Consider the following 14,348-nt stretch of genomic DNA (forward strand, 5'->3'; position numbering starts at 1 on the left):
TACGACGATGATTGACCGACGATGACCGTCATCCTTCTGCGGCACGGCCGCTCGACGTCCAACACCGCCCACACCCTGGCGGGCCGCTCCGAGGGGGTCGACCTCGACGAGAAGGGCCGCGAGCAGGCCGAGTCGCTGGTCGCCCGCGTCGGCGAGTTGCCCGTCAAGGCGATCGTCCGTTCGCCGTTGCTGCGCTGCCAGAGCACGGTCACCCCGCTAGCCGAGGCCCTGAGCCTGGAACCCGTTGTCGAAGAACGACTTTCGGAGGTCGACTACGGCACCTGGACGGGTCGCAAGATCGCCGACCTGGTGAAGGAGCCGCTGTGGGCGGTGGTGCAGCAGCAGCCCAGCGCGGCGATCTTCCCCGATGGGGAGGGGCTCGCAGAGGTCCAGGCCCGCGCCGTGGCAGCGGTGCGGGAGCACGATCGCAGGCTTGCCGAGGAGGCGGGCGGCGACGTGTTGTGGATAGCCTGCACGCACGGTGACGTGATCAAATCGGTGGTGGCCGATGCACTGGGCACCCATTTGGACAGTTTTCAACGGATCACGGCCGATCCCTCGTCGATGAGCGTGATCCGCTACACGGCGGCCAGGCCCTTCGTCCTGCACGTGAACCACACCGGTCCCGCCCTCACGGCTGCGCTCTTGGCGAAATCCGAACCAACGGGAGACGCGGTCGTTGGCGGTTCCACAGACTGAATGCGCTGACCACGTCGCCGCTCGAATTACGGATGCGGTGGCACTACCGGTATTTTGGGAGACGTCATGACCCGTTCGATTCACGTCTTTCGCTCACCCGACCGCTTCGTGGCCGGGACCGTCGGGCAGCCAGGCGCACGCACGTTCTATCTGCAGGCGGTCCACGACAAGCGCGTCGTCTCGGTGGTGCTCGAAAAGCAACAGGTAGCGGTGCTGGCCGAACGGATCGCCGCGCTGCTCCTGGAGATCAACCGCCGGTTCGGCACCCCGATCCCGCCGGAGACCGGTGAGGTCGAGGATCTCAGCCCCCTGATCACCCCGGTCGACGCGGAGTTCCGCGTCGGCACGATGGGGCTCGGCTGGGACTCCGAGGCGCAGACCGTCGTCGTCGAACTGCTCGCCGTGTCCGAGACCGAGTTCGACGCCTCGGTGGTCCTCGACGACGCCGAGGACGGCCCCGACGCCGTCCGGGTGTTCCTCAGCCCCGAATCGGCGCGTGAGTTCGCCTCCCGCTCCAACCGCGTCATCTCGGCGGGGCGGCCGCCGTGTCCGTTGTGCGACGAGCCGCTGGATCCCAAGGGTCACATCTGCGTCCGCACCAACGGATACCTGCGCGGCGCGCTGGCGGAAGCCGACGATGACGACGAATCCTGAGCCCAAGGGTGCCTGTGAAGACGCGGAGGAACGGCACCGGGTCATCCGGGATGGCGAGCTGACCGTCATCGGGCGCATCCGCTCGGCGAGCAACGCCACGTTCCTGTGCGAATCCCATCTGGGGGAACAGCAGGCCCACTGCGTGTACAAGCCAGTTGCCGGTGAGGCCCCGCTGTGGGACTTTCCCGACGGCACGCTCGCGGGCCGCGAACTCGGCGCCTACCTGGTGTCGGACGCGCTGGGGTGGAACGTCGTGCCGTACACCGTCATTCGGGACGGGCCTGCGGGCCGGGGCATGGTGCAGCGGTGGGTGGATCAGCCCGGCGACGCACTCGACGACGGTGACGGCGGGGACGCCGACCAATACTCGGGCCCCGACCTGGTCGATCTGCTGCCGAGGGGCCACGTCCCGCCGGGGTTCCTGCCCATCCTGCAGGCCTACGACTACGCGGGTGACGAGGTCACGCTGGTGCATGCCGACGACGCCCGACTGCGCAGGATGGCCGTCTTCGACGTGCTCATCAACAATGCCGACCGCAAGGGCGGTCACATCCTGGCAGGGGTGGACGGCGAGGTGTACGGCGTCGACCACGGCGTGAGCCTGCACAGTGAGGACAAATTGCGCACGGTGCTATGGGGGTGGGCGGGCAAGCCGGTCGACGACGACGCGCTGCGCGCCATTGCCGGGTTGCGCGACGCGCTGCTCGGTGACTTCGAGCACGTGCTGCGCCCCCACCTGATCGGCCGCGAGATCGACGCGTTGTACGCCAGAGTCGTCGGCCTGCTTGACAATCCGGTCATGCCGCAACCGGACAGGCGTCGGCCCATCCCGTGGCCGGCGTTCTGAACGGACCGCTGCCCGGGGACGTTGCGGCCTCGGTGTTCTACGCTCGTCGTCATGACTGATCACGATCACGCCGCCGCCCGTCGGGAGATCACCGACGCCCTGCAGAAGGCGCTCGACCGCCGCCACGAGGTGCTCGACGTGATCGTCGAGGCCGGCGACAAGGCGGCCGCCGTCGCTGCCATCTCCACGCTGCTTGGCACCTCTCAGCTGGGCGGTGAGGCAGTGATGGCCATTTCGTTCGACCAGCTCACTAGGGATTCCCGCCGCCGGATCGCCGAGGAGCTCGAGGACCTGAACAAACAACTCACGTTCACTCTCGGCGAGCGGCCTGCCAGCTCGGGTGAGAGCCTCGAGCTCCGCCTCTTCGCCGCCGACACCGACCGCGACCTGTTCGCCGCGAGAACGTCCGACGTCAAGGCCACGGGTGACGGATCGGGGGCGCCGGCAGGCAGCCTGGACGACGAGATCAACGCCGCTCTGGCCCGCGTGGCGGCGGAGGAGGCCGTCTGGTTCGTTGCGGAGGAGGGATCGGCCAAGGTCGGGATGGTCTTCGGCGAGCTGGTCGGAGGCGAGGTCAACGTCCGGATCTGGATCCACCCCGAGCACCGGCATCGTGGGTTCGGCACCGCGGCGCTGCGCAGGTGCCGCTCGGAGATGGCCTCGTACTTCCCCGCGGTCCCCATGGTCGTGCGTGCGCCCGGCGCCACGCCCAGGTAGCGCCCATTACCGCCGAACGGACCGATGCGGCGCTGGCCGCGGACGTGGCCGCAGAGGCCGGTGAGTTCCTGGTCGCGCTGCGCGAGGAGATCGGCTTCGCCAGCTACTACGATCTGGGCGACGCCGGCGACCGACGCGCCAACACGCTGATTCTGGACCGCCTGCACCGCCACCGGCCCGGGGACGCCATCTTGTCCGAGGAGGCGGCCGACGATCTGTCGCGGCTGCGCGCCGACCGCGTGTGGATCGTCGATCCCGTCGACGGCACTAGGGAGTTCTCCATGCCAGGCCGGGTCGACTGGGCGGTACACATCGCCCTGTGGCAGCGGACCGGCGGCCAAGAGGGCTCCATCACCGACGCGGTGGTCGGCCTACCCGCCGTCGGAGAGGTGTACCGCACCGACACCGTCAGCGCGCCGCCCGCCCGCCGCGACGGGCCGATCCGCATCGCCACCAGCAGACACCGGCCGCCGACGGTGGTGTGGTGGCTTCAGGACATGCTCGACGTCGAATTGGTCGGCATCGGGTCGGCCGGTGCCAAGGCGATGGCGGTGGTCCGCGGTGACGTCGATGCGTACGTCCATGCGGGGGGACAGTGGGAGTGGGACTCGGCCGCACCGGCCGGCGTGGTGATGGCGGCGGGCCTGCACGCGTCGCGCCTGGACGGCTCGCCTCTGTTGTACAACCGCCGCGATCCGTACCTGCCCGACTTCGTGATGTGCAGGTCCGAGCTGGCTCCCACCCTGCTGGACGCGATCCGGTCGGTCTTCTGACCGATACCGGGAATGGATTGGCGTCCGCCGTTGTCGCATCAGTGCGAGTGCCGCACCCGTTGAGACCCAGGCAGGGGGCCATCCTGATCACATACCACCCCGCACGCGAGGAGGAGGGAATCTTCCCTAGAGTCGGAGCCATGCAATCGTGGCCGGCGCCGAACGTTCCGGAACTCCCGGGCCGTGGCCCTCAGTTGCGGCTCTATGACAGTGCTGACCGCCAGGTGCGCCCGGTGGCGCCCGGCGACACGGCCTCGATGTACGTCTGTGGCATCACGCCGTACGACGCCACCCACCTCGGGCATGCGGCCACCTATCTGACCTTCGACCTGGTGTATCGATCGTGGCTGGATTCCGGCCGCAAGGTGCACTACGTGCAGAACATCACCGACGTCGACGACCCGCTGTTCGAGCGGGCCGAGCGCGACGGCATCGACTGGCGCGACCTGGGTGCCAGGGAGATTCAGCTGTTCCGTGAGGACATGGCGGCGCTGCGGGTGCTTCCGCCGCACGACTACGTGGCGGCCACCGACGCCATCACCGAGGTCGTGGAACTGGTCGAGAAGCTGTTGGCGGCGGGTGCGGCCTACGTCGTCGACGACGCGCAGTACCCCGACGTCTACTTTCGCGCCGATGCCACGGTCCAGTTCGGCTACGAGTCGGGCTACGACAGGCAGACCATGCTGCGCCTGTTCGGCGAGCGCGGCGGCGATCCAGAAAGGGCGGGCAAGGGCGACGAGCTGGACGCCCTGCTGTGGCGGGCCGAGCGTCCCGGCGAGCCCAGCTGGCCGTCGCCGTTCGGGCCGGGGCGGCCGGGCTGGCACGTCGAGTGCTCCGCGATCGCGCTGGATCGCATCGGCATCGGCCTCGACGTTCAGGGCGGTGGCAGCGATCTGATCTTCCCGCATCACGAGTTCTCGGCCGCGCATGCCGAGGCCGCCACCGGAGAGCGGCGGTTCGCCAGGCATTACGTGCACGCAGGCATGATCGGCTGGGACGGGCACAAGATGAGCAAGAGCCGCGGAAACCTGGTTCTGATCTCTCGGCTGCGGGCCGACGGCGTGGAACCCTCGGCGATCCGGCTTGGCCTACTTGCGGGCCACTATCGAGCCGATCGGTCCTGGAGCGACGTGGTGCTCGCCGACGCGCAGGCCCGGCTGGTGCGGTGGCGGGCCGCCACGGCGCTGCCCGCAGGTCCCGACGCGACGGACGTGATCGGCCGGGTCCGCCAGTACCTCGCCGATGATCTGGACACTCCGAAAGCGCTTGCTGCCCTTGATGGATGGAGCGCCGATGCGCTCTCCTACGGCGGTCAGTACGCCGATGCGCCGCGCACCGTGGCCGCAGCCGTCGACGCCTTGCTCGGAGTCCAGCTCTAGCACCGCGCGTCGGCGCCGATTGGGTCGCGCGGTGGAGTACCTTTCCGCTGGTGAGGTTCACGAGTGGAGAAGTGATGCGTCGACTCGCCGTCGTCGTCGTCGTGCTGCTGGCACTGACCGGGTGCGCCAAGACCGAGGAACCGCAGGCCACCAGCTCATCGCCTGCGCCGCCGCCTCCGACCGCCGTCAACCCCCAAGACGCCAGGGCGATTGCCAAGGAGGCCTACGTCTACGGCTTCCCGATCGTCGACGACTACCGGGTGATGTACTCCTACTTCGTCAACAGAGACGACCCCGAGTACAAGGGCGGCTGGAACCAGATCCACAACACGGCAAGGGTTTTCACGCCCGCCGACACCACGATCCAGACACCGAACTCGGACACGCCGTACTCGGCCGTCGGCGCCGACCTGCGGGCCGAACCGCTGGTGCTTACGGTGCCGCCGATCGAGCAGGACCGGTACTACTCGCTGCAGTTCATCGATCTCTTCACCTACAACATCGACTACGTGGGCAGCAGGACGACGGGTAACGGCGGCGGCAAGTACCTGCTCGCGGGGCCGAACTGGAAGGGTGACAAGCCCGAGGGCATCGACGGCGTGATCCGCAGCGACACGGATCTGGCGCTGGTGCTGTACCGCACGCAACTGCTGGGGCCGTCGGATCTAGACAACGTGAAGAAGATCCAGGATGGCTACCAGGTCGCGCCGCTGTCGGTGTACCTCAACCAGCCCGCGCCGCCGCCCGCCGCCGCGATCGACTTCGTTCCTCCGCTGAGCAGAGATCAGGAGCGCACGTCGCCGCAGTTCTTCGAGATCCTGAACTTCGCCCTGCAATTCGCCCCGACGCCTCCCGCCGAAAAGGAGCTCTACGCCAGGTTCGCGACCATCGGAATCGGGCCCGGTGGATCGTTCGACGCCGACGAGCTGAGCCCCGAGATGCGCACCGCGATCGAAGGAGGCATGGCCGATGCTTGGGCTGAACTGGATGCCCTCAAGAAGGACCAGATCGACACCGGCAAGGTCGGCTCGGCCCAATTCTTCGGCACCGCAGCCGATCTCAAGGGCAACTACCTCTACCGGATGGCCGGAGCCGTGTTCGGCATCTATGGCAATACCGCGGCGGAGGCCATCTATCCCGGGACCGCGTTCGACGCCACGGGTGAGCCGCTGACCGGTACGAATTCGTATGTCTACCACTTCGCCAAGGACCAGTTGCCGCCCGTCAACGCCTTCTGGTCGCTGACGATGTACGAACTGCCGCAGAGCCTTCTGGTCGCCAACCCGATCAACCGCTACCTCATCAACTCCCCGATGCTCCGCGAGTTGGTGCCCGACGTGGACGGCGGATACACGCTGTACTTGCAGAACCAGCCACCCGGCGCCAACCGCGAACCCAACTGGCTACCCGCCCCGAAGGGGCCGTTCCAGGTGATTCTCCGGTTGTACTGGCCAAAGCCGGACGCGCTCAACGGAACCTGGAAGGCCCCGCAACCGGAGAAGGCGTAGCCCAGCCTCCCCGATTTCGTGCCGCGGCTGCCGTACCGTGGGCCGACGATTCAGCGCGGTTCTCCAGCGGTCGCGTAGCGATCACGACCACGTGACGCGGACGGCGGAACATGGCAAGGGAACTGACCGAACTCGAGCTCATCGGTGAGCTCGAACCCGTGGCCGAGGCCGGGCTCAACCAGCACCTGGCGACGACGAAGAACTGGAATCCGCACGACTACGTGCCGTGGTCGGTGGGCACCGACTACTGCCCCGATGGCCCCGATGGCCCCGAGTGGAACGTCGAGCAGTCGAACCTCTCCGATCTGGCCAGGGTGGCGATGATCACCAACCTGCTCACCGAGGACAACCTGCCGTCGTATCACCGCGCGATCGCCGAGCACTTCGGCATCGACGACGCCTGGGGGGCCTGGGTGAACCGGTGGACGGTGGAGGAGAGCAGGCACGGCATCGCGATGCGCGACTACCTGGTCGTGACCAGAGCCGTCGACCCCTTCGAGCTGGAGCAGGCCAGGATGGCGCAGGTCACGGCGGGTTTCAGTCCCGGAAGGCAAGGCCAGGGCACGGTCGGCCCAGAGTCGATGCTGGATGCGCTCGTCTACGTCACGTTTCAGGAGCTCGCTACTCGCGTCTCGCACCGGAACACCGGCAAGGCCTGCGACGAGCCGATCGCCGACCAGCTGCTCAAGCGAGTCTCCGCCGACGAGAACCTGCACATGATCTTCTACCGGGGCGTGGGAGCAGCGGCCCTCGACATCGCGCCCGACCAGGCGATCCACTCGATCTGCCGGATCCTGTCCAGCTTCCAAATGCCCGGCTTCGCCATCCCCAATTTCCGCCGCAATGCCGTCAAGATCGCCGTCGGCGGCATCTACGACCTTCGACAACACCTCGACGAGGTGATCCTGCCCGTGCTGAGGTACTGGCGGATCTTCGAGCGCGACGACTTCACCGGGGATGGTGTGCGGCTGCGCGACGAGCTCCCGGTGTTCATCGCGCACATGGAGAGCGAGGCCGTCAAGTTCGAGGACTCCAAGCAGCGCTACCTCGAACGTGGTGCGGCCAAGGCGGAGCGGGCGGCGGCGCGGCTCTTGGTTGGCTGAGTTCGTTCGTTACATCGTCACTTTGGGGGCCGGTACCGAATGGGTCCATCCCGAAGATCGAAGTGCATGATGTCCTTCGCCGAACGATACATCCCACCCCACAGCAGGCCCGCGTCTGACAGCGCGGTGACGAGCTCACGGGGGAGATCCATGTATCCGGTCTTCTGCGGATGCTGGTGCTTTGGGAAGTCCCAGTACTTCAGCACCGAGCGGTCGGTGTTGATGCGACGCTTCCACCACTCGAGGTCTTCCTTTGCTCCGCGTGACTGCGCGGTTGCCACCAGATCCCGCAATAGTGTTCCGCCCAGATCATCGGCCAGCTGCAGGTACTCCGCCAGCGCATTCGACGCGCGGTGGTGAAGGTCCCAAGCCTTGGCGGCCCCTGAGTTCTGAAGGTGGTCTGCAAGCGCCTTTCCTTCGATGTCGAAGTGTTCGCCGTGAAGGAGCCAAAGTGCCCGCGCGATGACGCGAGGCGAGCGATTAGCGCTGAACTCCGCTGCGCGCGGTGACGACGGGGCCGGTTTCATGTTTCCGACGAAGGGATTGGTGTCGTGATTGATGTCGATGGCCAGACCGAAACAGTGATAGCTCGGGAGCGACCCGCCGGTCGCCTTCTTCGGGGGCCGCAGTCCGGCGATGTCGTAGATGCCAAACTGTTGTCCTAGTTGGTGGGCGGTTCGGCCGGAATGGGTCTGCAGCAGGGCGCGCTCGGCGCGTTTAAGTACCTCGAATAGCGCGCGGTGTACTCCGGGAACGTCACCGCCGCTCGCCCGGATCGGCCGGCCAAGAAATGTAGCGTCGGGGACCATGGCCTCGAACCACCTCTTCGCATCCGTGCCGTTGGCCCGTAGGGTCGAGGCGATGGCGCGGCGATCGGCATCGGAGCCAGCACTGACCGCCTGCCGATGGGCGGCACCGACCAAGTTCGACCGGGCGGCGACTGCTGCTGGCACCCGCTGGACGCTGGAGTCGAGTGGGGGAGACTCATCGGCGATCCGCACCGAATTCTGATACGCCACATCAGGTCTCGGCGTTAGTCCGTGGAGCTCCGCGGCACGCGGATGCTTGCCCGTGACGAACCAGTACTTGCGGCGCTTCACGTTGTCGCGCCATCGCTCGCTGGACGTCTCGGCGAGTACGTCGGCGATCGCCAGGAGCACCGAGTCTTCGGGAATGTTGCCCTTGCCGTACTTGCCCTCCATCGCCACCAGTCGAGGGCGCAGAAGTTCACGTCGTTTCTGGCCGCCGTTCTTCCACTTCTTCTCAAGCCACCATGGGCCGTGGCTCGAAACAGCGTCGAACATGAACGTGAAAGACATTTCGCTCTTGAGGCCGAAGTACTCGCAGTAGTGTCGGGCACGGTCCAACAGCTTGCGCACGAACTGCACCTGGATGGCTTGGAATGCAGAGTCCTCGGAGAGCCGCTTGAAGTAGGTGACCCAGGGCTCATTGACCGACCACACCGTCTTCCCCTTGACGATGCGTCGCGTGTTCATGTGCTCGATGGCGTAACGCAACTGGCCCCGCACGGCGTTGGCTCCCGTTGGAGCGATGAGTGCGGCAAAGGATGAGGCATTCGATCCGAAGACTGCCCGCCAACGGGCGGGTTCATTGGCGGCGAAATCGCGCAACAATGGCTGCAGGCTTCCCGTGCCAATGTTCCAATTGACCAATCCGAACGAGATGCCGTATCCGTCGAAGTTGCCACTCAGTCCATGAAATCCGCCGCGTGTGCCTGTCTCGAGTGTGCTCGTGATCTGGACGGCTTTGAATTCGGCCGCAGTCAGACCATTCGACGCGAGGGCGTAATCAGACTCTGTGCGGGGCTCGTCGAACCACTCGCCGTGGATTGCTTCCCGCTCGTCGCTCGCGGACGGAGCGGGCAAGGCAGCGAGCAGGCCTGGCAGATACTTGCTCGGGATTGCGCAATGACTGACGCTGCTTGCGGCAACAGGGGATACGGTGAGCCGCCCGCCACTGGTCGACGTCAGTGGGCGGAATCTCGCACCGTGGATGCCCGTCGGCAAGGACACCGTCTTCTGGGCCTTTTCCGAGAAGTAGGTCGCGTAGCGGTAGATCACCGTGGCTCGCAACTCGCTACGGGATTGAAGCCAGGATGCCCAATCGGCGACGGGCGAGGTGTAGGTGCTATCGAGCGCCCAGACGTGGGAGAGCCTGCCAAGGGCGCCGGTGACCATTTCCGGGTTCGCGTGCGCCCGAGCGAGGGCGTCGAACACGCCGAACGCTCGCGAGTGGCCGGCCAGAATCAGTCGCTCGATCGTTGGTGCACCCACGCGCTCAAGAGCCTCGGCCACGACGCCGTTGAAGTTCTCCGGCTTGCCCAGCTTGTGCCATTTGTTGCCGAATGCCATCTTGTTCTTGTTGAGGTTCTCCCAGTCGAGGAACGGAACGATCAAGACGATCGGCCGTCCCGATGCCTCTGCCACCGCGCCGAGTTCGAGCGGGCGCCCAGTGACGAACGTCTGCGGACGCGGTTTGAGGAGCGGGCCGCAGACATCGAGCCCGTGGGCAAACAGCAGTACTTCCACTCGACTGGCTCGCTGCGCGGCCTTGGTGACCAAGACGGACACGCGCAACGGAAGTGTCCGTGCGGTGAACGTGACGAGGTGGGTCGTCCCGAGACTGCCAACGGACTCAGACAGCTCCAAAGTGGGCGCAGCGATACGAGTGGCGCCGACCTTGCCTACGGTCTCGGCAGCGATCCCTCTCGCCAATTCGGCTGGGGTGACGTTGATCTGGAAGTGCATGGTGTCCTTGGTGGTGGGCCAGCGGCCCCCCCAGGCGAAGACTTGGTGGCCATCGATGGTCCGAATGGCTTCGACGGCGGCCACCTGCTCAACAGTGAAGGCGGTGTCGGCCGCACCGCGCTGGACGTCACGACAGCGTTCTGACTTGGTGGACCCCGTGGAGAAGCGCACCTTGCGTCGATCCGGCGTCGGGTTATTGACGTTGCACCGAGGACCCGCATGGTCGATGTCGATAGCCAATCCGTACGCATGCAGGGATGCTGCCTTTTCCCCCGCGATGTTGCGGCAGACGTACACCCATGCCCGATGAACGTCGTATCCGGTTGCGGTCAAGGTGGATTCGAGCGCGCGCCACGCATCGACCGTCTTCGGATTCACGGGTGTGTTCCATCTGCCGAAGATTCGCATTTGGACCATGCGGTTTGTCGCACAGCGGTATTCGCGCCAGGCGTTGCGTAGCGCGGTGGTCGAGCGGATTGGCGGTCGAGAGCCCAATGGCCCACCGGTGACCCCTTCGGCTTCGGTGACCTCGCGAGGGTGCGAGCAGTCAACCGCTGCTTGATGTTCGGATACGGTCATTGAGTCACCCTCCAATGGGTCTCAGCGGGCGGGTCTGCCGACGGCTTGTTCCATCGCTGTGACCCCCGTTGCCTGAAGATGTTTTGTGAATGCGGCGAGCGCAGTCTTGAGGCCGGTGACCTTGATGTCGACGCCTAGATGGCGATCTACTACCGCGTCGTCGATATCATCGATCATCCCCTTGAGTTCACTGGCAATCCGAACGCGCACCGTGTCATCGACGGCCTGGTAGGCGACCTTGCCGAGACGTCCCCACCGCCAGTCCAGCGGGGAGGCTTTCGACGTGGAGATCCCCAGTACCACGTTGCGGTGGGATGACCTGTCCTCATGAGGGATCAGTCGAGTCGCCCCGAAGGGGGTGTTGACGCCATTCCTGATCGCGCGAGCCTTCTCTGGCGATGTCAGCGCCCTGCCGCCGAGCGTCCGGCCGATCTCGCGGACTCTCTCGAGGTCCTGCAAGGAGGCCACGATTGCAGCGGTGGCCATCTCCGCAGTCGTGACCGCCTCTGGACGTCGCGTTCCCGGTTTGGCATCGACGCCAAGATGGCCGTCGCCCACGGCCGTCCATCGATATCCGCCTGCTACTTGCTGGCCGCGGGCGTCCGTCGCCGAGACGACGTCGAGTCCCTTGTTGTCGTAGTCGTGTATCGCCAGGCTCACGATGTCGCCGAGAGCGAAGGCGTTGATTGCCTCGCCGCCCATCTTCTTGACGCTATTGGCAAGCACTTCCGTGCCCAGCACGGTCGCCTTGACCCAGCCGACGTACCACACGGTCTTGGGGAGCACGCCCCGTTGGCCGGGAACCCGCTGCTCTATGAACCGGGCCAGGTATTCGACGAGGGCATCGGTGTTGCCAGGCATGTGAGTCTCGTACCACTGCTTGATGGCAGCGCGTTCGGTGCGAACATGGCCTGCGGCGAACATGTCCGTGAGGTAGTGATCGGCGAACGCCTCCTTCGCCAAGGCCCGTTGCCAGACCGACCCGTCACGGGACCGACCGGCGTCCAACGCGTCGACCAGTGCATCCGCGTGCGCCTTGACATACGTCGGAAGCGCGATGCCGCCTGCGTTGAAGTGTGACAGGTTGCGGCTGGCCAGCCTGAAGTACCTGTTGATGACTCGTTGTCGAATGGGCTTCTCCGCCGTCTTCGCAGCGGGCATGGGCACCCTTCCCTTCAACCCCAGACAATGCCATCGCGCGTAGTCGAGCTCTGTTCGACCGTCGGGGCTCCTTGCAACCTCCATCAATTCGTAGAAGTCACCGAAGTAGTCACCTGCCAACGCAACGACGTCTCCGAACGAGAGAGAACGAGGTGGCGAACCGTACGTGATCGCGGTCGTCATGCCACGCGAGGCAACGTCGCCGAGGCTCTTGTGCTCCGATCCGCCGAACTCTTCGAGCGCGACGTCTGCGGGAGCTTCGATCAGCGAGACAGCCTCGTCGGCGGCCGCCAGCCCGGTCTCGACCAGTTGCGCGAGGAGTCCTTGGTCCTCGGCTCCGTCGATTTCGCCCGATACCGAGCCAGCCGCATCGTTACAGCGAATGATTGCGAAGTATCCCGATTGCGCGTCGTCCAGGCACAGCCTGCCATCGGGACGCGTGCGGAGGGTCTTCGCACCGACGCTCTGACCCACGTTGCCGCCGACCACGCGGACCTTGCCGGGCAGCACGGCGGTCACGATGTCGCAGTGCACTTTCCGCGATCTCGGATGGGCGATGTTTTCGAACGTTGCACCGCTTCCGTCACGCGCGCGGCACACGACATCACCCACCTGCGGGTCGATCTCGGTCGGCCTGAAGGCCCAGAACGGGTTGGTCGTGTCGCGCGCCAGCCGGTTGCGGTGCGCGGCTCGGATGTAGCTCTGGTGCGCGGGTGAATAGATGAATGCGTCGCCGGCGCCTGCGGTCTTCATCACCCAAGAGACGAACACCGAACTCCACGGGTGACTCTTCTGAAAGCCCTTGTTCTGCAACTGTTGCTCCGATACGTCCATCCCGATGCCGGTGCGGTAGTAGTCCCGCAGGATCGGCGTGGCCGCTGGATCCGTCTCCGCGAGCGACGTGGTCGTTGACGGCCGCCAGCGTTGGTACTCGCGCTCCGCCGTATGGGCGATCGCGGCGGCGAGCGCCGATCCCGTCCTGCTCGCCGCCCTCGGGTGATCAGGTAATCCGCAGGCAACGGGTGCGGCCTCGTCGTGCTCACGAGCAGGGACGTTCTCACCAATCGGCATGAAACATCGTGAGTCGGTGGCGCTCATCGCGATCGCATCCCCTTCCGAAGCCGCCTATTGGTCGTGGCGCACGCGCGAGTACACCGAATAGCAGGAAAGGATGGAATTGGGATCGCTCTGCAACCGGCCGATCGTCGCGTTGAACGTGCGTATCAGAACCCCAGTCGTGCTGTCTCCCACCATCTGCTGCTGGAAGTTGAAGATATTCCTACCTATGTTGTCGTCGAGGGTTTCCAACTGTGTCGCCATGTCGGCCTCGTTCCGCGCAGCCAGAGCGATCGACTGAATCTGGTGACGTGCGTGCACGGTGGTCGACTGCACCATCTGATCGAATTGGTCTGGCGTCATCGCGGGCCATCCCGCGCTACCAGGAAACATCTTGAGCGCGTCATAGGAGAAGTAGCCGTCGGCCACTCGGGAGTCCTTCAACTTTGTGAGAAGACAGCTTAAACGACGTCTGGGCCCTGGCTTCTGGACGTTTTCTATGGCGCGCTCAGCGCGCTTCACGATCTCCTCGAAGGGAGGCACCTTCTGGGGAGGCACCGGGGTGACGTTCCAGACGATGTGCACACGACGGTTTTGCCGCCGTTCATCCTCGGCACGTGGGTAGCGGACGCTTGGCCGTCGTGATCCGAACGCCGCACTCTGGGTCGAGAGGCGTCTCAGGGCCGACTGCGACAGTCCTGTCGCCTGCGCTCGCCGATGGACCTCGTCGATCAGGAACGTACGCGCGCTGATCGCCCGATCGATGCTGACCTGTTGCTCGAAATCTCTTCCCTTGGCGTCGAAGTCGGCGAAGCCCTCGACAACCACGTTGACGTGATGATTGGTCGCCAACGCTCCGACGATCGCGTTGGCCACCGAGCGAACACTCGCCACCATCTGTGGGTCGAGGTCCGTGACGCTGGTGGCGTAACGCGGGTAGTCCGATATCAGGACCGTGCCGGTCCTCGACTGCATGACGTCATCGGGGGCCTCGCTGGGCCAATCGGCCTCCTCATAGGCTTCTTCGTAACCGGGTCCGTCTTCCTCCCAGTTCGGTGCCTCGGCACCCCAATCGGATCCTTCACCGAGCCAGCCCGATTCCTG

11 protein-coding genes are annotated in these 14,348 nt (G+C 65.6%); 8 read left to right on the forward strand and 3 right to left on the reverse strand.

Going from position 1 to position 14,348, the window contains the following annotated elements; genetic code table 11:
• Nucleotides 1-21: 21 nt before the first annotated feature.
• The 8 genes from ABW137_RS00275 to ABW137_RS00310 all read left to right on the forward strand — a co-directional run bounded on the left by ABW137_RS00275 (nucleotide 22) and on the right by ABW137_RS00310 (nucleotide 7,680).
• Complete coding sequence (locus ABW137_RS00275) at nucleotides 22-699, forward strand: histidine phosphatase family protein (RefSeq protein WP_526395746.1); 678 nt, start codon at nucleotides 22-24, stop codon at nucleotides 697-699.
• Nucleotides 700-765: 66 nt separating this feature from the next.
• Nucleotides 766-1,353, forward strand: coding sequence for an Rv2134c family protein (locus ABW137_RS00280; protein ID WP_526395747.1), 588 nt, complete (start codon nucleotides 766-768; stop codon nucleotides 1,351-1,353).
• The gene (locus ABW137_RS00285; RefSeq protein ID WP_526395748.1) at nucleotides 1,337-2,200 is read left to right on the forward strand and encodes an Rv2133c family protein; all 864 of its coding nucleotides are present in this window, start codon (nucleotides 1,337-1,339) and stop codon (nucleotides 2,198-2,200) included. Before ABW137_RS00280 ends, ABW137_RS00285 begins: the two co-directional genes overlap by 17 nt.
• A 51-nt stretch (nucleotides 2,201-2,251) precedes the next feature.
• The gene (locus tag ABW137_RS00290) at nucleotides 2,252-2,917 is read left to right on the forward strand and encodes a GNAT family N-acetyltransferase (RefSeq protein ID WP_526395749.1); all 666 of its coding nucleotides are present in this window, start codon (nucleotides 2,252-2,254) and stop codon (nucleotides 2,915-2,917) included.
• A gap of 44 nt (nucleotides 2,918-2,961) precedes the next feature.
• Nucleotides 2,962-3,690, forward strand: coding sequence for a 3'(2'),5'-bisphosphate nucleotidase CysQ (locus ABW137_RS00295; protein WP_526395750.1), 729 nt, complete (start codon nucleotides 2,962-2,964; stop codon nucleotides 3,688-3,690).
• Nucleotides 3,691-3,830: 140 nt separating this feature from the next.
• The gene (gene mshC / locus ABW137_RS00300) at nucleotides 3,831-5,069 is read left to right on the forward strand and encodes a cysteine--1-D-myo-inosityl 2-amino-2-deoxy-alpha-D-glucopyranoside ligase (RefSeq protein ID WP_526395751.1); all 1,239 of its coding nucleotides are present in this window, start codon (nucleotides 3,831-3,833) and stop codon (nucleotides 5,067-5,069) included.
• A gap of 74 nt (nucleotides 5,070-5,143) precedes the next feature.
• Entirely contained in the window at nucleotides 5,144-6,577 is a 1,434-nt protein-coding gene (locus ABW137_RS00305; protein ID WP_526395764.1) for a DUF1254 domain-containing protein, read from the forward strand.
• Nucleotides 6,578-6,687: 110 nt separating this feature from the next.
• A complete protein-coding gene (locus tag ABW137_RS00310) occupies nucleotides 6,688-7,680 on the forward strand; it encodes an acyl-ACP desaturase (protein ID WP_526395752.1) in 993 nt (330 codons plus the stop codon).
• Between the two features lie 17 nt (nucleotides 7,681-7,697).
• On the opposite strand, the gene ABW137_RS00315 is transcribed toward ABW137_RS00310, so the two are convergent.
• The 3 genes from ABW137_RS00315 to ABW137_RS00325 all read right to left on the reverse strand — a co-directional run bounded on the left by ABW137_RS00315 (nucleotide 7,698) and on the right by ABW137_RS00325 (nucleotide 14,120).
• On the reverse strand, nucleotides 7,698-10,826 hold the full coding sequence (locus tag ABW137_RS00315; RefSeq protein ID WP_526395753.1) for a M15 family metallopeptidase: 3,129 nt from the start codon (nucleotides 10,824-10,826) through the stop codon (nucleotides 7,698-7,700).
• A 222-nt stretch (nucleotides 10,827-11,048) separates the two neighbouring features.
• On the reverse strand, nucleotides 11,049-13,286 hold the full coding sequence (locus ABW137_RS00320; protein ID WP_526395754.1) for a DUF2272 domain-containing protein: 2,238 nt from the start codon (nucleotides 13,284-13,286) through the stop codon (nucleotides 11,049-11,051).
• A gap of 27 nt (nucleotides 13,287-13,313) precedes the next feature.
• Nucleotides 13,314-14,120 (reverse strand): hypothetical protein, encoded by an 807-nt coding sequence (locus ABW137_RS00325; protein WP_526395755.1) that lies wholly within the window; start codon nucleotides 14,118-14,120, stop codon nucleotides 13,314-13,316.
• Nucleotides 14,121-14,348: the final 228 nt, after the last annotated feature.

Origin of the sequence: Mycobacterium sp., assembly GCF_040509115.1 — a bacterium.
In the GTDB taxonomy this organism is placed as follows: domain Bacteria; phylum Actinomycetota; class Actinomycetes; order Mycobacteriales; family Mycobacteriaceae; genus Mycobacterium.